This is a genomic window from Pararcticibacter amylolyticus, assembly GCF_003130405.1.
GTDB lineage: Bacteria > Bacteroidota > Bacteroidia > Sphingobacteriales > Sphingobacteriaceae > Arcticibacter > Arcticibacter amylolyticus.
Genome location: NZ_QEAS01000018.1, coordinates 56,755 through 79,940 on the forward strand (window position 1 = coordinate 56,755; position 23,186 = coordinate 79,940).

Sequence of the window (23,186 nt, forward strand, 5' to 3'; positions counted from 1 at the left end):
TTTTCATCTTATGGGACTGTAAATATCTGCTTCTATAATGCTGATCGTGCCTTTCGAAGCGATCCCGGTTTGTGTTACTCCATCATCAAGTTTTTTTCCGTTCATCTCAACTTCAGCGGAAGATGCCCGGCTTTGCAATGCGCCATCTCTAAGGCGCACTGTTACTGTCTTTCCTTTAACAGGAGGCCATGATACATCAAAATAGCCGAGACTTTTCTCTGTAAGGCCTTTAAAAACTTCCTTATTATCGACAAGGATGCTAATCGGATACGATTTGCTCCGGAAATTATTAAATTTAAAAGACATCCCTTTCACCAGCACCTGTTTCTCAAGGGTGTATTTAATCCATGCTGTACTAAGATTTCCGTCATTGGCCCAGTCTGAAAGCTCATTATCGTCGTAACTCGCTTTGGTGCGGTCGTTATTTGCACCGGCCTCAGCGCTGACAACTTTTACCGATTTACGAATGTCCGTATATGTTGGTTCATCGGGGGCAGGTCCCCGCTTCATTAGGGAAGGAAGGCCTTCGGCCGGATTGAAGACAGAGAGCCCCTTTGATACCGGAACGGGCTGAGAGCGGATAGTAACCTTCGCGGATTCCAGCCCTTCGGAAGCTGCGGAAACTGTAATGGTTCCGGCTGCAGCGAGAGAACGGATCAGAACCCGGTTGACTCCGCATTCAACAGGGAGCGACTTTGAAAGGATATAATTCTCCGGTCCCTGGGCTATGCCGCCCCTCCATTCCGCCGGTCCCTCCAAGCTGAAATGAATCATATCAAGCGCCGTCGGACAACGTCTGCCAATACTATCCACCACTTCTACCTGGATTAAAGCCATATCTGCACCGTCGGCCTTCAAACCTGTCGGGTGCTGCATAACTGTTAGCTTTAATGCTTTTGATATTCCTGCAGTAGAAAGGCTTGTTTCAGCCAGCTTTTTATTTCCGGCGTCAAACGATACGGCCCGGATTATTCCCTGCTCCCACTTTACATTCTTAAAGGTAAACAGGAAACCGTTACTCCGCTCTCCGAAACCTAAGGGTTTATTATTTACAAACAACCGGACTCTCTCGCCCGCAGCTACCACATATACATTTTTCTGTACACCATGCTTATAATTCCAGTGCCCGATAATATGAATACCACGTTTGTCGGGATTCACCCATCCATCCCACATTACCTTGTGCGCATAGAAACCATCCTTGGGAATCCTCATAGCATCTACTTCTCCGCTGCGCCTGTAGTTTTCGGCTCCTCTGAAATGAGTATTTGAATCAGAGAATATAATATTGACTCCTCCCGAACTAACCCGCTCTCCTGTTCCCGGTCTTTCACGCCAGAACTCATACGAGCGAACGACATCTTCTATAGCATGCGAATCCTGATTGCGGTTATACGCCTGTGCATCTGCACCCTTGTAAAGGGGGCCTGCACCGTCTTTATGATAAGGGGGGCTATATTCATCCCAATATTTACGTAAACCTTCATCTCTTGAATATTCCATAGCCCAGAGCGGTTTACCCGCACTTTTATTGATATACAGCATTTCGCCGCCATACTCTGCTTCGTCTATATCAAGCATTTCCCGTGAGCCGATAGCCCGGCCGCCGTAGGGATCAACCTCGTCACGTATCTCCTTCATCTCCAGCATGTGTGCCCTGCTGATTGACTCATTGCCACACTCATAAAAGAGAATACCCGGATTATTCCGGTTATATATGATAGCGTCGTGCATCAGGGCTTTACGCTGCTCCCAACGAGGCCCCTCAATGTCCTTCTCGGCGTCGCCCGCGGGCATAGCTCCGATCAGGCCCATCCTGTCACACGATTCGACGTCCTGCTTCCAGGGCGTGATATGCATCCATCTTACCAGGTTGGCATTACTCTCCACCATCAGGCCGTTGCTGTAATCGCTCAGCCAGGGAGGAACAGAGGCACCGACCGCAGGCCATTCGTTGCTAGTTCTCTGAGCATACCCTTTCATCATGAGCACCCGGTCATTTAAATAAACCATGCCATTTTTGAAAGCTGTTTTTCTGAACCCGGTCCTGGTAACCACTTCATCGACAATCTGACTATTACTGATTAACCTCGTGGAAACATCATAAAGATATCCATATCCCCAGCTCCAGAATTTAAGATTATCGACAGATGCTGATGCTTCAAGTTCCTTCAGCTCACCCGGGTGTATGGTGTCTGGCAAACTTTTGAACGTTTTCACAATGCTGCCATCCATATCGCGTATCTCCGTTTCAAGAAACACCGGAATAGCATAGTCGTGGTCATTTTTCACCTGTGAAGAGGCATGAATCACTGCTGATTTTTTTGGAATGTCAAAGTCTTTGGCATAGATATAAACACCCCTGGTTTTCAGGAAAGAAAATAACGGCAAAGTTTGGTATAACTTGCCGGTTGTGTGCAGCCAGACATTCTTGGCAATCCCGCCATAGTTCGCGTTAAAATTCTTATCATTCCATTGAAAACGCGAGCCGCTTGCCTTTTCATGGTAATCCCAGGAGTTATCAGTCCTTACCGCGAGAACATTTTCTCCCGGCTGCAGGATGTCTGTGATGTCAAGGCCAAACGCCATGGCGCCATTCTCATGTCGTCCGATAAATTTACCGTTCAGGTAAAATTCACCGGCCTGACGGATACCCTCAAATTCAAGGAGTACTTTTCCGTCACCACTCCCGGGAGGCAACTCAAAGTGTTTCCTATACCAGGCAATCCCTGTTGACAGCTGGTCAATTGCCACTTTAAATGCTTCATCCTCATTCCATGAGTGAGGCAAAGTAACCTGTTTCCATGATGAATCATCAAACTGCGGTGTCTCCGCACCTTCAGTATCACCCCTGAATATTTTCCAATCCGGATTAAAGTTATATCGATGGCGTACCTGGCCGGATGCTGAAAATTCAAATGCTTCTGATAGGAGGATGGCAACTAAAATGCTAAAAAATGTCTTTGACACAGCTTTTCCTTATAATTCTGACTAATCCGTTAATATGTTCTCTTTGGGCATCACGAACTGCTTATTATCCCCTTCCTGCTTTGGAAGGCCGAAATAAAAGAACAGGGTGCGTTTCTTTGAGCCTTCTATCCTGTTGAGTTCACTCTGCGGACCAAGTCTCGATGCATCTGCACTGATATTTAAAGCCAGCTTCGTACCAGTCGGCGGTATAGCATCAAGAAAAGAAATATTGCCCGGCGGAAGGCCCGGGTGTGACGTAATACCAGATAATGCATAAAAATCAAACAGCCGGACAAACAGGTCATCGTCCTTGCTGGCAACAGTGAACTTTCCTTCCACCGTGTTCATTTCCATCCAGATCACATCAGCATAGTAGCCTTTAAACTCAGGATAGATCCAGGGTGCGCTCCCAGTGTGGGTATCATTGTTCCGGTTTTCCCATACATTGTAAGTAACGCCCTGTGGGCGGTTCTTCCACACCCTGTAAGGCCCCTTGCCAAGCCATTTGGCCCCGAGCACAAAGTTTTCCGGATAATTAAAGCTGATCCCGGCAAAAGGGAAACTCCCGTTCAGGGCATGCTCATAGCTCATCTCCAGCCAGCCGGAGCCATACATTTTCCAGCGCACGTATTTCAGATCGCCCGAATAAGAGGCTTCCACCACATGAGTCTCTCCTTCCTGGTAATGTTTCAGCCCGGTGAATGAAGCACTGCCACTGACCAGAACAGGGCCGTTTGCAAATGAGAGCCTCGCACTGTAGTCATTGGCAAGACGGCTCAGCTTTCCATCTTTCTTACTGAACGTCACTGAAATGCCGCTTGCCTTCATTGTAATGCTTGAGTCCGTTTCGGCCGTTTCTACCGGGGAAATGCTTTTAGTCATCACCAGGCTATCGAGCAACTGCTCATTTTTTTTGATCTTCCACACCCATTTGTAAATCTCATTATTGAATCGATCGGTTGCAGAAAACGTTAGGGCATCATAATCTCTCCAGTTGCCGGGAAGGTTAAGTTTTATTATTCCTTTTGCGATGGGTGTAACCGAAGGGGCCTTCACAGAGCCTTCCTTCTGCACATCGTAATCCCTGAAATAGTCCTTCGGCTTTTTAAAGTTCACTAATTGCCATTTATAGCTGCACTGGTTGAGATTTGTAAAGTGGTAACGATTTTCCACGGGTATTTCTCCCCGGAAATCTGCCGGGAGTTCTTTCAGGGTAATATGAACAGGAGAATATATTTCCCGGATGGCGTTTACGCTGCCTTCCCGTTCGCGATGAGGGCCGACAAGGCCGTCGGGGGCATTTACTCCATTGACATCAATGATATTGTTCTGATCTGTTCGTACAATGCCCTCATCCACCAGCGCCCAGATGAAACCACCGGCACCTTTCTTTGCATTCCAGTGCAGTTCCCAGATGTCGGCAAGACCAGCCGCCCCTCCCCCGTCGTCCTGGGAATGTAAGAACTCAGTGGTCATATAGATATTAGTATCCGCCAGGATCTTCTTCGTACTGTAATAGTCTTCATAATGATTACAGTCGATCCCTCCAAAAGCATTTCCCGGTTTGTGATGGGCATGAATTACAGGACGTTTGGATAAGTCGTACATTCCATAATGGCTGTCCAGTGCAAAATTGTGTCCTCCTTCATTCCCGTTACTCCAGAAAATGATGGATGGATGGTTGACATCCCGGATCACCATCTCTTTTACAAGCGGTGCACCAGCCTTTGTGCTATAGGCCTTTTGCCACCCGGCAAGCTCGTCGAGTACATAGAGGCCCAGGGAATCGCATATATTAAGGAAGCTCTGATCAGGAGGGTAATGTGAGCAGCGAACGGCATTCATATTCATCTCTTTAATCAGCTTCACATCGTTCAGATCGATTTCAGGATTAACAGTTCTGCCGGTCTCCGGCCACCAGACATGCCGGTTCACTCCTTTCATCTTGATTTTGGTGCCATTGAGATAAATGCCATCCTGCTTCCTGACTTCGATGGTGCGGAAGCCAAACTTTTCAACAGTCTGGTATAACACCTTACTGCCATCTTTCAGCGATAGCTTTGCCGTATACCGGTTAGGGGTTTCGGCAGTCCACAGAGCGGGATCCCTGACCTTCGTTTTCAGGTTTACCATGGAATCGCCCCCGTTGCTGATGCCATTTATAATAGCGGCCACTTTACCCGTCGCATCAAGGATCTCGGCAGAGAGAGTTCTCCCGGGAGCTGCATTTTTCAGGTAGACATTCATGTTGAAAGAGCCATCGGCTTTCGCGTCAATAGCTGTCCAGTCTATATGTTCTTTCGGGAGGGCCTCCAGGTAAACAGGGCGAAAGATCCCGCCAAACACCCAGTAATCGGCAAGACGCTCTGCATTGTTCACGGATTGATCTGAAGACATCTTACTTACCGTTACTTCAAGCTGATTTTGCTTACCAAACCGCACCTTGTCGTTGATGAGATACTTAAACCGGTAAAAAGATCCCTGGTGGACAGGCCCGGCCTTTTGCCCGTTGATCTTCACCTCCGTATCCGTCATGGAGCCTTCGAAGACGATATAAATATCTTTTCCCTGCCATGACAACGGCACATTGAACGAATGCCTGTAGATTCCTTTCTCGTCCTCAAACCGGAAGTTTTTCCCGTATGTAACATAGTCGCGCCCGTAATTGTAGGCGCCAAAGCCTTGCTGCTCCCAGTGAGAAGGAACTTCGATCTTCGACCATACCCCACTTTTCCGTCCCCCCGTACACCAGAAATCCCAGGTTACAGTGTGACGGTTGTCGGTACCCGAAAGGTAAAAGACCTCTTTTTGAGAATTATTTTCCTGTGCCATGCCGGGAGAGGCAGACAGGAGAATCGACGTAAATGCTGCGAGAATATATGTAAATTTCATTAGAAGGATATTATTATACCGGCCTATTGTGCTGCACGGCTGTTTATTTCATTCTTAGCTAAGCGGATCATCACCGGCTGATCCCGGTCACAGCTTATCTTTTCGCCGTCGTATTTAAGCTCCGCCACCTGGATCAGGCTTCTTTTTGACTCGATTGAGTTATCAGCCGCGGGTTTATCTTTCCGCCGGCCCGGATGGGTGAAGTAGAAGACAAATGCACGGCCGCCGCTTACCACGACATCGGCATGCCCGCCAATCGCCTGATCTTCGGCACCAGTGCCGGGCTCTCCGAGGATTTTCTGATCCTGTCTCTTCCAGTGTACCAGGTCGTCAGAGGAATAGAAGACCATCCCGGCCCAGACATCGACGAGCATCCAGTATTTATTCTTCCAGAAAAAAACCTTGGGACCCTCTCCTCTTTCACCGAGCGCTTTCCCCTTGTCCTGCCAGGTATAAAGATCCCTGCTGTCGGCATAATAGATGGACTTCCGGTCTCTCTCGTTGTTGTACCACATTCGCCAGCTGCCATCAGGCAGCCGGAAAACCGTCGCATCGATCACTTTATCGGATGTGAGCTTCACCTCCGACTGAAATTCCCAGTGGAACAGGTCGCTGCTGGTAAGATGAACGATACTCCGGGGATGGGACCAGTCGGTAAAAGTGCCGGGTACATACGTCAGATACATGTGATAGGTACCCTGGTATTCCAGTACGTCTGGTGCCCAGTAAGTATACCCTTTGTCGGGCCTGTAATTGATAACTGCGGTATCCAGATATTTCCATGAGGCGCCGCCATCCGACGATTCCGCAATGCCAATGCGCGTTCCATGCACCCATGTTACTCCGGTCTCACCTTCTGCCGTGGCACGACGGTTGGTGTAAAACATCCACCATTTTTTTAACTTACTGTTCCAGATGATAACCGGGTCGGCGGCTCCGTCATAGACAGGGTCGCGGTATAAAGGTTTTGCTGCGATCTTTCCTTTTTTCTGTGCAGTCGCGGGGTCAGACAATGCCAGGAGTACAGATACAGCAAGAAGCAGGAGTATTACCGTTCGATTCATAGCATCTTAATTTTCAAACTTGTCGGACTTCCGGTTTACTAATTGCTCAAATGGGATGACCTCTGCTCTGGCGGCCCAGCTTGTGTAGAGAGCCGCGAGCTCCATGACCTTTGCCGGATATTTTTCACTCAAGTCCGTCTTCTCCGACCGGTCGGCTTCAATATCATAGAGATACCACTTATTTTCAGGAAACTGCGAAACCAGCTTCCATCTTCCCTGTCTCACTGCCCTGTTGCCTTCATGCTCAAAAAACAAAGCATCGTGGCCTTTCCATTTCCGGCCTTGAAATAAAGGAACGAGGCTGAGCCCCTCTGTCGCCTTAATTTTATTGCCTTTCGACGTAGCCGGGTAAGGGGTATGTGCCAGATCGAGGCAGGTGCTCATCAGATCAATAATATGAGCGGGCTGCTCAGACACAAGGCCTTTCTTAACAAGCCCGGGTCCGTATGCGATAAAAGGAGTGGCCGTTCCCCCTTCATATTCCCAATGCTTAAACAGGCGGAAGGGCGTGTTGCTTACATTTGCCCCCTCAAAGCCGTAAGCTGTAAAGGAAGAAGGATCCGAGGCTGGCCTTTTGCTAGCCTCAATGATGCCGGGGAGAAAACCAGATCCTTTAATGCTCTCACTGCTGGCGCCATTATCTGAGAGGAACATGATGACCGTATTATCTTCTTCCCCGAGTTCCCTGAGCTTTGCTCTCAGCCGTCCGATATTCTGATCCATGCGGTCTATCATGGCTGCATATACTGCCATTCTCTCATCCCACTGCTCCTTTTCCTCTTCGGTAAGCGTATTCCAGTCCCTGACATGCGGATCGCGGGAAGAAAGGGTTGTTCCGGGTTTGATGATACCGCTTTTCTGCATGCGGGCGAAACGCTCTTCGCGTAAGCGGTCCCAGCCTTTCATGAATTTTCCACGGTAGCGTGCAATATCGCCGGGTAGTGCATGCAGGGGCCAGTGGGGAGCCTGGTAGGCAAGATAGAGGAAAAACGGCTTTCTGCTCTCCTCATTCTCCTGGATAAATTTCATGGCATAGTCGGTATAGGCATCGGTGGAATAATAGCCCTTTCCGGGAGTAACCGGCTGATCATCCAGAGCCACTGTCAGTTTCTGACCCGGCCTGTAAGGATAAAGATCAAAATAGCTGGCTGCACCGTCAATGAGCCCATAGTACCGGTCGAACCCCCTCTTCAGCGGCCAGTTTTCGGGAGCTTGCCCCACATGCCATTTTCCCGCCATGAAGGTGTTATAACCCGCAGGCTTCAGAGCCTCAGCAATGGTGACACAATTTCTGTTCAGATAACCCTGGTATGCGGGTTCAGGCCTTGTATTCATCATGTCGCCCACGCCAGCCTGATGCTGGAAAAGACCGGTGAGCAAAGAAGCCCGGGTCGGACAGCATCTTGAAGCATTGTAGAAATGAGTCATTTTTAAGCCTTTTCCGGCCATTTCATCGAGGTTGGGCGTGCGTGCGTCTCCACCAAAGCATCCAATGTCGGAGTATCCCATATCATCGGCAAGAATGACAATAATATTAGGGAACTTTTTCTTCTGCGAACGGGCTGAAATCGCCGAAAATGTTAACAGCAGAAAGAAAGAAACGGTAAAGAAGGTCTTCCTTGGCATCATGGTTTGTTTGCGGTAAATCTAATTCTATCCTCGTGTACAATCGTCATGATCTATCATGCTTTGCTGCCGATGTATCGTCAATGTTACTTCGTTTCAGTTTCCATCCGGTTTAAGCGCGGAGATCCTTGCACTCAGGGGCCAATACCAGGCCGGATAGGGATCGGGGGCTGAGGGATTAAAAGAAGGAAGGTCCTTTTTCAAATATTCTGCCAGATCCGGAACGGTGCTTTTTATACCCTCCGCCACACACCTGGCAAGTTCATAAGCACCATAGGGAGTGAAATGTGTGTTATCCTCCAGTTTCTGCGTTTGTCCGGGGAACGTGTTTGCCGGGTAGTGTACAAAGGCTTTCAATGAAGCCTCCGGTCCCCATGCCTCATAAAGGACTTTGCTCATCGCGTTCAGGTCGATCACAGGCACTCCCTCTTCTTTTCCTGTTTGCCTGACCGCTTCGGGATAATCACCGAGTGTATTGATAATTTTGTTGTTCTCATCAAAATTCCGCCTGTGCATAGATGTAACCAGTACAGGGATCCCTCCTTTTTTGCGGGCTTCCGAGATATAATACTTCAGCATTTCCTTATAAGTTGTAAAGGGATCAAGGTGGTTGCCCCCAGGCTTCTGATCATTGTGGGCAAACTCAATAAAAAGATAATCGCCTTTTTTCATCTGAGACAGGATCTTATCAAGACGTTTCTCTGCACGAAATGCCTTCAGGGTCTCCCCGGATTCTGCATAGTTTGCTACCGCGATCTTTCCGGGCTGAAAAAAAGCGGGAATCATTTGTCCCCAGGCAGCGTAGGGCTCTTCAGCCTGATCGACCACGGTAGAATTGCCGGCCAGGAAGACCACCGGGATAGCCGGAGAGGCAGGCCTGATCTCCAATCCACATACTTTTGCATCTTTACCATTGAACTCAATCGTAAGCTGGTCGTCCCAATGCAGGTAGGCTAACTCACGGGGTTTAAGCCTGACTTTGTCCTGCGTGCCCTGAATGAGGGGAGTACGAATGTGGGCGGTGAAATTTACGGACATCACCTGTCCGTTTGCAGTATTCACCTGTCCGGCCATCAGGCGCCTGTTCTCAACCCGGATGGTTGCAGAAGAGCTGCCCTGCCGATCTCCGAGAATGGCTGTCACCTCATAATTACCCTGAGGAAGCACTACACTAAAGTAAAAAGCGCCATCACCGGAGATAAAATCCCCGCGAAGAGCATCTTTCCCTTTCCGGTCTATCCCTTTTAAAGAGGCGCCAGGCAAAAAGCCGAATCCGCGTTCCCTGGAAAAGATTGTGTTTGTATCGACCTTCTGATAGCCTTTGGCAGCCTTCCCGGGTCCAAAGTCGAATTTGAAAGTGAGGGGCTGAGCCGCAGAACAGAAGGCGGAACAGATTAAAGCAACAAGCAAATATTTTTTTAGCATCCCTGTGAAGACAAAGGCACCTGGCAACAGGGATTTCGCCCCCTGTTGCCAGGCACGGTTAGTTATTTCTCTGTACCTGTATAGTGAGGTAAGAGGGGCTCATCCCCTATATGAAAAATAAAATCCAGGGCCGGTGTCAGTTCCATTTAAAGGGAAGATACCATTTAGCTTTATTACTCAGATCGGGAGCAGGGATCCCTTTTGCCGCAAACTTGGCATTGATCTTTGACTGCAGGAAGGTAACACCTGTCCCCGGCGCCTCTTTCTCGCGTCTGAGAGCAACCCGCAGTAAGTCGGGCCAGCGGTAGCCTTCGAAAGCAAGTTCGAGCGCTCCTTCTTCCACAATCCTGTCCTCCAGGAACAAGGCAAGCCCATGATGATCCGTCACCTCCCGGGTATACCAGTCGGGGTTGGACATGTCAAAGAAACGGGCGGAATCAGATTTCGCTATCGCCGATTGAGCAACCCCTGCCCTGTTACGGATTCCGGTGTGTCGATACCAGTCGCTTCTGAACCTTGGAAAATCACCATTCCGCGCATCGAAATTATAAGGTTCAGGATAGTCAAGAGAATTCATCATATTCGTCACATCCCTGTTTGCTACTCCCGGAGTCCTGTCAAACGAACCAGCTATTCCGTTATTCAGAAAAGCATAAGCAATCTTGTTCTGATGGTCCCGGTTAGCGGCTTCGGCAAAACGAAGGTGCAAAGCACCCGCCCGGTAAAGGATCCATTTTCCGTTTTTCTCAAAAGGAGTTTGCGAATTGTATGCCGCTATTTGTTTTTTCACCACCGGTTTACTATTATCAAATGTCCACGACGCGCCTCTTCCTCTCAGGTCGTAGGGAGTTGCATCGCTTCTCATCTGGCTGTCCCAATCATTTATTGCCAGGGCAGACGGGCTGACCTGGTATTTGCCTCCGCCCGAATTAGCCAGCAAGGAGATAAACGGGTTTTCCGGTTTGAAATTCTTGTCAAACGGCAACATCCAGATATTCTCATAATTAGAATAACGTTCACCATACGGCTGAACAAATATGTTCGTCCAATTGGCTCCTGTGATGTAACTGTAAGTCATCCTGTAGACTTCGTAATACTGATCAGTACCGGAGGCATAATTACTTGTGGCATATTCCAAAACCGCCCTGTACGACCGGGCTGCGGCGTTATAATCGCCTTTCCAGAGATGCAGATCACCCAGCACCATCTGTTTGTTGATAAAGAATTTAGTGGTACTGTAGGAGTCGACACTTGTAAGCAAGGTGGTTCCTGACGGATAATCGTTTTTAAATGGAAGTGCTTCCATAAAAACGATCAGCTGATCGAGAAGCTGGCCGAAACTCAGGCGCGGGAATAAAGCTTCGTTTTTAAGATCATCGATCTTCTCAATAGGTTCGGTGACATAAGGAACCTCGCCATATTGAATTCCTAATTGAAGATAGATCCAGGACCTGAGCGCCCCGATGTCCGAGTAACGGGTATCGAATTCGCTTTGTTTAAGCTTCCCTTCATCCAGCATGCGTTTGAAATTTTTCATTGCATCGTTGCAATACAGGATCACTTCATAAAAAGGCCGCGGATCTGCATAGGGATTTCCTTCCTGCACTGAGAACGAATTTAATTGATTAAGATACCTGTCGCTGTTAGGTGTTACGTCCAAAAGATCTCCCCTCAGCTCGTTTAGTATTGTATATTTTGAAGCCAGTCCCATGAACTTTCCATATATTCCAATTACGGCGGCATCGGCATCGTAGACATTCCGGTACATTTGCCCGTCGCCAAGTACCTCACCAGGCTCGGTGTCAAGCAGTTTTTTACATGACACCATGCTGGCACTCATGATGATTCCGAGGGCCAGGATAAATATTCTGATACTTCTCATTGTCTTCGTCATTCTTGATTATAGTCCAATTCTTATCCCCAGTTGTGTGCTTCGGAAGAGAGGCTGCAAACCGGTGTCAACTCCTTGTGCAAATACTCCCGGCCCCGCACTGAACTCAGGATCGTAGCCTTTATATTTTGTCCAGGTGAACAGGTTATTTGCTGTAGCATATACAGAGGCGTATTTGAACAATTTTACTCCCTTAAGATTGAGGTTATACGACAGCGATACGGTGCGTAACCGGAGATAGGAGCCGTCTTCAATCCAGCGGTCAGAAAACCGTGCATTGCCCATCGGATCTCCCCAGCCTAACCTTGGGACATCTGTAAGTTGCCCCTCACTGCGCCAGCGGTTCAGCACATTGAGGGTTTGATTTTCGACACCCGACTGGCTTTCAAGCGCAGCGCGCTGCGCGTTATAGATATCATTGCCTTTGCTGAATGTAAACAAAGTCCCGAAAGACCATCGCTTCCAGTTAAAGGAACTGCTGAATGAGCCGGTAAAGTCGGGATTGGGATCGCCTATTACCTGCCTGTCACTTTCGTCGATGTAGGTCCTGCCGGCGGCCAGATCTTCTTCACTGTTCACATTGTTGACAAAATGAATGTCGCCTGCGCTAAAGCGCCTGACCGAACCATCAGAAAGAACGGTGTAAAGACCGGCAGCCTCAGCTTCTGCGGAGGATGAAAAAACACCTCTTGTTTTATACCCATAGAACAAATTGGGAGCACTACCTCCTGATGTCAGAAATGTGGCACCTCCAAAAGTAGAGATCATGGAGCCTCCCGGAATGCTGACAACTTCATTTTTATATTTAGCCAGCCCCAATCCCAGATCCCATTTGAGGGCTTTGTTCAGGACCCGGGCATTCACTGTGACCTCAAACCCTTTGCTGGTCATCTCTCCCTCGTTTGTCAGCACATTCTTTAAGCCTGCGGCCGTGCTGACGTTTCTCCATGAAAGCATATCTTTCGTCCTGTTAGAGTAAAAGTCGGCACTGACATTAAGACGTTCATGCCATATTGAAATGTCGGCTCCTGCATTCGTTTTATAAACTGTCTCCCATTTAAGAGCAGGATTCCCGATGTTCCCGGGGATCAATCCCTGCATACCCAGGAGGTTTTGAGAGATATAATATCTTTTTGCAGAATAGTTGCCGATATCATCGTTACCTGTCAGACTATAGCTGGCTCTTAATTTGAGGATGTCAAGCCATTTCATGTCTTTCATAAACTTTTCAGAAGACAGAAGCCATGCGGCGGCAATTCCCGGCATGAGGGCATACCTGTTCCCTGAAACGGACAGGCCTCCGGATGCTTCCGTTCCAAAGCGGGAAGATCCGTCGGCAGCCATATTGAAAGAAAGAAAATACGTGTTGAGATAGTTGTAATCCACATTAAGGTATGTGCTCAGCCAGCGGCTGTTACCAAGTCCCCCGCCTATTTCCCTGAGAGCACCGGCTCCCTGGCCTACCGATATCAAATCGTCTGTGGCAGAGTTATACCCGTATCCAAAATCATTCTCCGTCTTCGAGCTGCTGTAACGGATTCCCAGATTCGCAGAAAGAGTATTGATATGATTGAAGATCCTGCTATAAGACAGCCTCGTATCATTATAAAGCATGAGCAATCTTCCCACGTTGGTACCCGAACGATTGCTGATAGCTGCGGTTGAGAGAGAATCATGGACCATTCCTTTTTCCGGGATGAACATGTTTTCCCTCATTTTATTGTAGGTGACACCAACAACACTTCCTAACTTCAGATTTTTACTAAAAGCATAGTTAAAACCGACTGAACCAAAAAAACGGTAATTCCGGTTCTTTCCGATGGCATCATTTACAGCAACTACCGGGTTGGCAATATTAAAAATGTCTTTATCTGCCAGGTTTGGAGACACAACACCATTTTCACTTACCTGATGAGTAGACAAGAAAGGGGCTTTTACAGAGGCAAGATAAAGGGGATTAGTTAAATATGCCTGACCTCCGTCTCTCAAATTCTGCTCATTATTCATAAAAGAAAGGTTGACAGTACTGCTGAGCTTCGAACTTAACTTCAGATCCCCGTTAAACCGGGTATGATATTTTTTATTGTTCGTATTATTGATCAGACCGTCATTATTGATAAATCCTACCGAAAGTCCATACGTTGCAATATCATCTCCTCCGGTCACTTTCAAATAGTAATTTTGATTTGACCCATTTCCCATTACCTCATCCTGCCAGTTGGTGTTATTATGATAATTATAGTACTGGGGATTGATGTTATCGTTCATGTAGGGCTGGGAAGCAATCATCTGAGGAGACCACCCGCGGTCCTGCAGGATATCAGAAAGATACGAACGATAAGCGGACGCTCCCATCAGGGGAATGTCTTTAACCTTAAAATTCAAGCCGCCGTAGGCTGCAAAGTCAATTCTTGTAGCCTCCTCCTTTGCTCTGATCGTTGTAATGAAGATCACTCCATTAGCCCCTTTGGTACCGTAAAGTGACCCTCCGTCCCTGACAACCGTTATATTATCGATATCTTTCGGATCAATAAAGCCCAGAGGGTTTTCGGTATTACCTGAAATTATAGAACTTCCATAAACGCCGGTGTCGTATATTACTCCATCGACCACAACGAGAGGCTGACTGGTGGCAGCCAAAGACGAGAACCCTCTCATAAAAAGATTGGCTCCAATTCCGGGAGTACCCGAACGGCGGATGGAATTCAGACCAGTCGCACGCCCCTGAAGATAGGTGTCGGGAGTTTCCGAATTAGCCGACCAGCCTCCCCCGGGATTGACTGATGCTACAGAAAAAGGCACTGTCACTTTCGGCCCCTCATAGAAGGGCAGGGAAACATGGGTAAACTGGGAGTTGTAAGACTCTTCCTGGATAAAGATTGCGGGAAGCTTGCCCTGCCCGACCGGAACTATTTTATCCTGATACCCTTCGAGACTGATCTTCAACGCAGCACGTCCTGAAGGAACAGAAATTTTAAACCTGCCCTTCTCATCCGTAAATGCTGATGAAAAACCAGCAACCGACACATTCACTCCTGCTACCGGCTTTCCGGTTGACGCGTCTTTTACAATCCCTTCTGTCTTACGGACAGACTGAGGGGGAACTGCCAGGGAATCCGGGGCCAGAGGCAATACAGGTGCAGCCTCCGTTCGCATAACCGGAAAGAGGCCTGCTGAAATCACCGCATATAATATGAAAGCCTTAAGCTTTTGATTAAAATTACACATATAATGGTACTATAAGTCAAAGTCCTTATTGAATTAATACACAGGTTCGAGCTTGAGATAGTCAAGTAAAATTGCATTCTGTACCGCCGTAGCAGTACGGTTGGCTACCAGGTAAAGATCGATAACGCCATAGCGGTCTACGGTCATTTCTCCAAGCAGCACCTCATTATAATCGGGAGAAAAAGTACCGTCGGCATTAGCAATAAACGGCTCATTCCTGTAACCGAACCCGTTCGACGCCAGGGGGTCGAACACGGTCCCTGCAGGAGTTTTCCAACGCTCATTCCAGGTAACTTTCTGGGGAAAATGAACAATATCTGTTGCCCCGGATGCCGGCACCAGCGAGAAGTCGCGGACCATCCTCCAGTAAACCCTGTATCTTCCTGAGAAGACGGTACCCGAATATCTTAGCCACACGCCGTTAACGGTATGGGTATTATTCATGATGTCCCTGAAAATTGTACCATCCGGTGCTTTTCTTGTTCTCCTGTTCAAACTGAGACTTGACGGACTGATTTCGTTAACGGACTCTCCCTGGACGAATACAGGTTTGACTTTATCGCTCATCTGGTAGGAAACAGAGCTAATAATATGGACAATACCATTACTCGTTGGAATACTCCTGACGATTGAGCTCTTACTTACTGAAAACCTCGTACTGTCCGGAGAATAGAAAAATGCCGGCAGATGATCTGCATCATAACGGCCTTTCACGACAAGGTCCTTCACGATATAAGCCTGGGTTCTGAATGAAGCAGCAAGTTCTGTAGAATCAGCGAAGAAATTCTTCAGCTTATCGCGCTCCTGGGTATAAGCATCATCGGCAAGAACAAAGAAGGTATATAATCTCCCCTCGTTACTGATATCGGCAACATTTTTCAGGAAGCCGTTCCTGGTAACAAACGCACTGTCGTAAATGGGCTTTCCCTGCTCGTTAACCCCTATTTGCTTTGAATTCTCCGGATCAAACTCTTCAGACTTCCACGAACTGATAAAGTTCTTTTGAGAAACGGGGGCATCCTGCTCCAGGCCCTCAAAAACCTCCCAGTTATTTTTCCTGGCGATCAGGGGGTGATTGATCACATGCAAAACACCATTGCCTGTATACTGATCCGGGGCAACGATAGAAGCATCTTCCACCCCGGTCCTGGTAAATTCTACCGCCTTTCCGTTCATTGTCAGGATACGCATGGTGGAGTCGGCAGTGTTCCGGGTAAAATAGGTCTGCCGGGCGATATGGTAGCCAACAAACCTGACGAGAGCGCTGTCTGATGCCTCAGCACCAGCCTGTTTCAGCATTTCGTCTATTTTTTCGTTTGACGGCGCCCATACAGTATACGTCTTAGAGGAGGATAATTCTTTATCCATGCCTGTCTTTATGAGCAACTCCCGGAACCTGGTAAGCTCAGGATGCTTGTCTATTAGCTGCATCAGGTTACCCGCGAGCACCGGGTCTTTTACTTCATTATAATCGGCCCAGGGATCTTTGCATGCTGTCAGTGCCAGCATGAGAAATCCGAAGATCAGGGCAGCATTCTTTAAACTCATCTTTCTATTATTAAGATTACTATCAGGGTTTGTTAATGATCGTTCCGTTTGTGTGGAAACGCGGCCAGATCTGATCCTGGTCCACGGGGATAAAATGGATCATATCCCACCAGGTTCCATTGGCATCACCACCGGCGGTACCTACGCCCTCAAAACGAAGCAGGTGCTTATCGGTAGTTTTTACGTCAACGGTACCGAGGTAGCGGCTGACTATCGCATTGTTGCTGGTAACATCAGTATGCCACTTGAAGCCGGCCCCCTCCATCTCCGCATCGGAAACGTTCTTAAGATTATATTCAGCCATGTTGAGGATGCGCGACAGAGGAGCTCCGTCAAAATAGCCCTGCAGTAATGGTGCCCTGCTGTTAGCTCGGTAGCACACCCAGATCTTGTACTTACCTCTCACGAGCATAGGCGTTACGAACTCAATCCAATGTGCCCTTTTTGTAGAAGCTGCTGCAGCCATTGGCAACTGCAAACGATTTCCCTTAAAGTGCCCTGCACCGGCATTTCCCTGGTAATTGATTGTATAACCGCTTTCCCATCGTATTGCATCGAGCTTCGTAATGCCATTGATGACGCCGCCGTTGAATGCCGGCTGCGATTTCAGTTCAGGCTGCTCTGCAACGTCATAATAAACAGCAACAGGATTTCTTACCTTGATAGTGAAGTGTCCGGCTGCCAGATGCAGAACGCCATTAGCAGCAGAATTGTCGCTTTGGTTCCTGACAATCTCCACCCCTGGCTCGTATACCCCGTTAAACTCGTCGTCATTAACCAGTACTTTTTGATTTTTTTCCTTCGTTGTGATCACCTCAAACGGAGCGTATGTCCGATGGGATGTAGAAGAAACAATATCAGCCAGGTATTTGGCATCGGGAAGAATATGATAAAGGGCAAAAAGATAAAGACTGTCGTGAGGATTCTGAGGATTTCCTGTTTTGCAATACCTGTCTTTAAGGGCCTGGTAGCTTGGAAAACCAGCCGCAGCGAGGGCTTCATCGGGCTCAGCGATGAGCGTCTTCCACCGGCCCGTACTATCGGGATCAGTATTATCGGCGGGCAGCACATTAAGGGAATCGTAAAGATGGGTTTCTCTTAACAGTTGTTTAAAGATAGAGAGACGTTCGTCTGCGTCTACCATTTGGGCAACCGTAAACTTTGCAGGCTTCAGTACCTGATCAATTGAATGGATAATGCCGTTCCCGGTCAGAATATTTGCTTTCACAATATTGGCTTGCCGGTTTACTGTTATTTTAGTTACACCGCCGGCATTTGCTGTTCCGGTTATGAGAAACTGACCATACATGGTGAGTCTCGGCAGCTTTCCATCAGTAAACGCTGTTGTTCCGATAGTATCCTGGAGTATATGATAACGCACCAGATCTAAAAGATCCTTCGCGGGGATCTGGTCTGCAGAGGATACTCCTTTTTCTTTCAGATAGGCATCAACGGCACTGTTTGTCGGGGCAAAAAGAGTATATTCGCCGTATGCACCAAGAAATGCAGCGGTCTTGGTTAAGTCAAGAATTTTCCGGAACTCAGAAAATTCGTCAGGATGATTATCCAGATACCCCGTAATATTCACATCAGAAGTGGTCTCGTAAACTATATTGTCTTTTTTGCAGGCACTCAGATATACGAGAATAACACAAGACATTCCCAGAATCATTGCAAATGCGTTCTTCTTAAGCTCTTTCATCTCCAATACAGGTTAATTATTTATAAAATGGGTTTTGTTCGAGCAAGCCGCCTCCGCGGGTCAGTTCATCAGCATTGACAGGCAGGTAGTGACTGTTAAAATCCCGGTACTTATTACGAACAGCCTGCTGGCTGTTTCCGGGTGCATTCACCACCACGATATCGAGCATCCTGTTGAATGCGGATGTAGAGTAATTATTCCTTTTAGCGTGGCGCAACACATCAAACCACCTTTTTCCTTCAAATGCAAATTCACGTGCGCGTTCAGAGAGTATATAGTCGGAGATTCCTTCCTGATCTTCGGGATCAGGGTTTTGCTCGGTTGCGGCCAGAGCGTGCGCTCTGGCCCGGATTGTTTTGACGAGGCTTAATGCCTCTGCACCTTTTCCAAGCCATGTTAAGGCCTCTGCCTTCATCAGCAGGATATCGGCGTAACGGTAAACAATCCAGTGTGAAGTGTAATCGTCGATGCTGCGGCCTTCAAGATCACCCTGACCTCCGTTTGCCCCCGCATATTTCCAGACGACGTTTATGGATGAATTTACGGAAGCGCCGTTCCCCCGGAAGTCGTACAATGAGGGATTTTCTATATTAACGGTGTAAATCTCATCCATCACGACGGGATTTACCTCAAACCGGCGGGTGGAAGCCCCAAACATGTTATAGAAGGGATTGAGCCGTTGCTTATCAAACTGAATTTCAAAGATGCTCTCATTGGAATTTTGTAAATAATACAAGATGCTGAACCAGCGGGACTGTGAGGATTCTGTAATGAGGCCGAACTTGCCGGAGTTCACCAGCTTGTCGCAAGCGTCAAGCGCCTTCTGATAATCTTCCATCCACAGATACACATCCGCCTGCATCGCATTCACCGTGTACTTTGTAATCCGGCCCTTGTCCTTTGCTGTTGAGCCATAGGTTATAAAGGCATGTTTGTCGGCAAAGTCAAGATCGCTTATAATCTGCCGGGAAACTTCGTCTTTACTGCTTTTGGCGATACGTTCAATATCCTTATCAGAGGAGGAAGGATCCAGCTTAAGAGGGACCTCTCCAAATACCCGTAAGAGATAGAAATACATCAGGCCCCGGATGCCGTAGGCTTCCGCCATATATGCGTCGAGTTCATCCTGAGACAGGGTCGGATCACTTTTCAGTACCTGGGGGGCAAATTTTATAACTGTATTACAATAATTGATCGTACTATATACGATCCCCCAGTTTGTATATCCGTTTGACGAAAGGATATTTGTCGTCATCAGGTTTTGCTCGTCGATCGTGGTACGGGTAGTCGCGGCGATCATATCGGCCCTTAACTCGCCCCAGACAAAAAGATTGTTTACCAGAGGATCCTTAAGAAGAGAGGCGTAAATCCCTGTCACGGCAGCCTGCACCTGCTCCTTTGTCTTCCAGAAATCACCTCCCGTTATTCCATCCTGAGGTTTCAGTTCAAGCCATTTATTACAGGATGATGTGCAGAGAACAAGAGTCAGTACAATTGAACACACCAATATCTTTTTCATTATCTTCAATTTAAACGATTAAAAACCAAGGGTTAAGCCCAGCACAAAATTCTTTGTCGGAGGAGTCAGGCTATCGTCCTGCGCATACTTGAAAGGATCGGTATTTCCTTTTACCGACACATCGGGATCCTGCCCTGTATAATTCGTCCACGTATAAAGATTCTCGGCAGTCAGGTAGATGGTACCCGTTTTAATTCCTAAGCGGCGGAGGAGATCTTTATCCATGGTATACCTCAATGTGACTTGCCGGAGCCGGACGAAAGATGCATCTTCCACATACCGGTCTGAGCCAAGCCAATTGTATCCCTTCCGGTAGAGAGCCCTTGGGATATCGGTTTCGTCTCCCGGATTCCGCCATCTTCTCAACACCGCAGTGCTTTGATTATTGAAGCTGAACATATTGGTCGTATTCATCTTTCCCCCGTTAATCATGTCATAATCCATACGGTAGTTAAAAAAGGTTTGAAGAAACCAGGTCTTCTTATAATTCACATTGAAGCCAAATCCTCCCGTCACCTTCGGAATACTGTTCCCTAAATACACCATGTCTTTATAATCGATATTACCATCATGATTTATATCCTCATACCTGGCATCTCCTGCCTGGAAAACATAATCCGTGAGCGGGTAGTTAAAACGCATTCTGACGTTCTGCCCTGTAGGACCTGTTATGATTTCTCCGTTCGCATCGCGGGCCAGGGTAGCATCGTCATCTTTGTAAACTCCCTTATACCGGAAGCCGTAGAAGGATCCAAAGGGATTACCAATTTGCAGATAGGTCTTGTACTTACCATTTTCTCCCACCCTTACTGTATTTTCACGGGGGTAGTATTCAGAAACCGATTTAACAACATTCAGATTCTGTGCAATATTGAAATCTACACCGATTGTCCAGTTCTTCGTTTTTAGGGGGATAGTGTTGATAAGGAGCTCCCAGCCCTTATTATCCATCGTACCAACATTAAACATGAGCTGGCTATACCCGCTGTAATATGGCAGCTGCAATTTGTCAAACAGGAGGTCACGGGTGCGGTTCCTGTAAATTTCGGCATCAAGCCTGATCCTGTAATTAAAAAGACCGAGATTGAATCCCAGGTTCTCACCGACCAGGGTTTCCCATTTCAGGTTATCTAATTGAATCGAGGCCGGGTAAACTCCCGACTCTCCTAAATAGGTCCAGTTCCAGGTGTTATAATTATTATAGAAAAGATAATTTCTTGAAGGTGCTTTCCCGGCATGCCCATAACTTGCACGGAAACTAAGATCATCTATAAATTTAAACTTCTGCATAAATGGCTCGCCCTGCTCTCCTGCAAAGTGCCATCGCAGGGATACTGCCGGGAAATAGCCGTACCTGTTCTGAGATCCGAAGCGTGAATTGCCATCCATGCGGATACTTCCGTTTATCATGTAGCGGTTTTTGTACCCGTACTGCCCGTTAAGCAGAACCCCGATGGTCCGGTATTGCTCAAGCCCTGAAGTGAGATCGCCTGTGATCGTCCTGGATGGTATGGATGGGTCTCCAAGCAATGAAGATGCAGTATTGGACGTCAGGCTGTATTGAGTCTGATTCCTTTCATCGGTGGTCTGTATTGAGAGCAGAGATGTGAAACTATGGTTCTCAGGCAGCTGCGGATTAAAGAAAAACTTAAGGTTCGACTGTATTCCAAAACCATCCCAGTCTGAATCTGTCGCCCTGTTTACAAATGTCTCTGTGAAATAGCGGCCTGTAGCAATCTGGGGAAGGAATGTATTGGTCTTGGAGCTATTAATATCAAACTGGAGGTCGAAAGTTGTCAGAAGCCACTTTGGAATCAGATCGTACCTTATATTAAATTTAGGCACTACCCTTTGAACGGTGGTATTCATGAAACCTTCATTAGCCATTGCAAGAGGATTAAAAGTACCGGTCACTCTTAGTTTATCGTCAAAGCCGAACTGTCCCTGGATGTTTGAAGCAGGCGAGAGATAGACCGGGGTCATATTACCATACTCGTCAAACTCATAAGGCGACATGTTGGGCATTTTCTGATAAGCCACATCCCTGATCCTATCGGTAAAATTAGCCGGGTTGTTTGAATACGTATAGGCAATATCGGTCCTGAACCGGATCCTGTTGGACACGTTGTAATCGAGATTTATCTTCGAGGTGATCCTTTCCAGGGCTGTGCCTTTGGTTGTTCCTTTCGAATTGAGATATCCGACGGAAGCGTAGTACTTCGCTTTCTGCCCGCCGCCGGTCATCGATATGTTATGATCGTGCTGAATACCTGTGCGGGTTATCTCATCGATCCAGTTGGTATTGTTGCTGTAATTATAATAGTAATAGGGATCATTAGGGTCGTAGGAGAACTCCTTGTTATTATTCCTGTTCAGGGGCAGTCCACCCGCATTGGAAACCATCTCGGGAACAAGCATTGAGAACTGGTCGCCTGACAGCAGCGGAATGGGTTCCGGCTGCTTGTTTACCGTAGCACGCAAATTATATGTCACCACCGGCTTTCCTATTGCTCCGCGTTTGGTGCGGACAATAAGCACTCCGTTAGCCGCCCTGGCACCCCAAACAGCCGTTGATGCAGCATCCTTAAGCACCGTAATCTCCTCAATATCAGAGGGGGCAATATTCAGCAGCTGAGCGTAGCCCTGTGCGTCGGCTGTACCAAAATCAAAGCTTTCGGGAACAGAAGTTTCATAGGGCATATCGTCGACGACAATGAGCGGATTTGAATTGCCACTTAATGATGCCGTTCCCCTGATCCTGATGGACATACCGGCTCCGGGGTCGCCGGAAGTACTGCCAAAATCGACACCGGGCATGCGCCCCTGCAAGGCCTGGTCTATAGATGCTGCAGAGAGCTCTTTGAGGTCGTCTGCCTTAACGCGGGTGATAGCTCCTGTTATATTCTTCTCGTCGATCAGAAGGCCTCCGCCGGTTGATACCTGCTTTTTCGCAGTAATCACCACATCCTGCAGTTCTTTTGATGATCCGTCGAGCTGGACATTCAGTACTGTCCGCCCGTTGATGCTGATAACCGAAGTTCTATATCCTATGTACGATACGGAGATCCTGTTCTGAAGACTGGAAACCCTCAGCACGTAGTTCCCTTCTATATCGGTAGAGATGCCGGTGATGGTTCTGCCGTCCTTGTCCAGTTCGACAACAGACGCACCAATAATTGCCTGCTTGTCCTGTTTGTCTGTCACCTTTCCCCGCAGGATCGCTTTCTGGCCTGCTGTCTGTGCTGCCAGCTCTGCCAGTGTGAATATAAATACAAGGACAAGACTTATCTTTTTCATGATGTATCTTACTCTTATGCCCAT

General features: G+C 47.6%; 11 protein-coding genes. All 11 read right to left on the reverse strand.

What is annotated here, in order from left to right; all coding sequences use genetic code 11:
- Positions 1 to 3: 3 nt before the first annotated feature.
- The 11 genes from DDR33_RS19300 to DDR33_RS19350 all read right to left on the reverse strand — a co-directional run bounded on the left by DDR33_RS19300 (position 4) and on the right by DDR33_RS19350 (position 23,162).
- Positions 4 to 2,970: a sugar-binding domain-containing protein gene (locus DDR33_RS19300; RefSeq protein ID WP_238387866.1), complete on the reverse strand. Its 2,967-nt coding sequence runs from the start codon at positions 2,968 to 2,970 to the stop codon at positions 4 to 6.
- 21 nt (positions 2,971 to 2,991) lie between these two features.
- Positions 2,992 to 5,862, reverse strand: coding sequence for a glycoside hydrolase family 2 protein (locus DDR33_RS19305; RefSeq protein WP_109417442.1), 2,871 nt, complete (start codon positions 5,860 to 5,862; stop codon positions 2,992 to 2,994).
- Positions 5,863 to 5,885: 23 nt separating this feature from the next.
- Positions 5,886 to 6,926 (reverse strand): glycoside hydrolase family protein, encoded by a 1,041-nt coding sequence (locus DDR33_RS19310; protein WP_202913792.1) that lies wholly within the window; start codon positions 6,924 to 6,926, stop codon positions 5,886 to 5,888.
- A gap of 6 nt (positions 6,927 to 6,932) precedes the next feature.
- On the reverse strand, positions 6,933 to 8,555 hold the full coding sequence (locus DDR33_RS19315; RefSeq protein WP_238387867.1) for an arylsulfatase: 1,623 nt from the start codon (positions 8,553 to 8,555) through the stop codon (positions 6,933 to 6,935).
- Positions 8,556 to 8,648: 93 nt separating this feature from the next.
- Complete coding sequence (locus tag DDR33_RS19320; RefSeq protein ID WP_109417443.1) at positions 8,649 to 9,977, reverse strand: rhamnogalacturonan acetylesterase; 1,329 nt, start codon at positions 9,975 to 9,977, stop codon at positions 8,649 to 8,651.
- A 136-nt stretch (positions 9,978 to 10,113) separates the two neighbouring features.
- Positions 10,114 to 11,859, reverse strand: coding sequence for a RagB/SusD family nutrient uptake outer membrane protein (locus tag DDR33_RS19325; RefSeq protein ID WP_158280812.1), 1,746 nt, complete (start codon positions 11,857 to 11,859; stop codon positions 10,114 to 10,116).
- Positions 11,860 to 11,877: 18 nt separating this feature from the next.
- Positions 11,878 to 15,096 carry a SusC/RagA family TonB-linked outer membrane protein gene (locus DDR33_RS19330; RefSeq protein ID WP_109417445.1) on the reverse strand — a complete coding sequence of 1,073 codons (3,219 nt, stop codon included), beginning with the start codon at positions 15,094 to 15,096 and terminating at the stop codon, positions 11,878 to 11,880.
- A gap of 33 nt (positions 15,097 to 15,129) precedes the next feature.
- On the reverse strand, positions 15,130 to 16,644 hold the full coding sequence (locus DDR33_RS19335) for a fasciclin domain-containing protein (protein WP_109417446.1): 1,515 nt from the start codon (positions 16,642 to 16,644) through the stop codon (positions 15,130 to 15,132).
- A 22-nt stretch (positions 16,645 to 16,666) separates the two neighbouring features.
- Complete coding sequence (locus DDR33_RS19340) at positions 16,667 to 18,346, reverse strand: fasciclin domain-containing protein (RefSeq protein ID WP_109417447.1); 1,680 nt, start codon at positions 18,344 to 18,346, stop codon at positions 16,667 to 16,669.
- 16 nt (positions 18,347 to 18,362) lie between these two features.
- Positions 18,363 to 19,865, reverse strand: coding sequence for a RagB/SusD family nutrient uptake outer membrane protein (locus DDR33_RS19345; protein ID WP_109417448.1), 1,503 nt, complete (start codon positions 19,863 to 19,865; stop codon positions 18,363 to 18,365).
- Between the two features lie 18 nt (positions 19,866 to 19,883).
- Complete coding sequence (locus DDR33_RS19350) at positions 19,884 to 23,162, reverse strand: SusC/RagA family TonB-linked outer membrane protein (protein ID WP_109417488.1); 3,279 nt, start codon at positions 23,160 to 23,162, stop codon at positions 19,884 to 19,886.
- Positions 23,163 to 23,186: the final 24 nt, after the last annotated feature.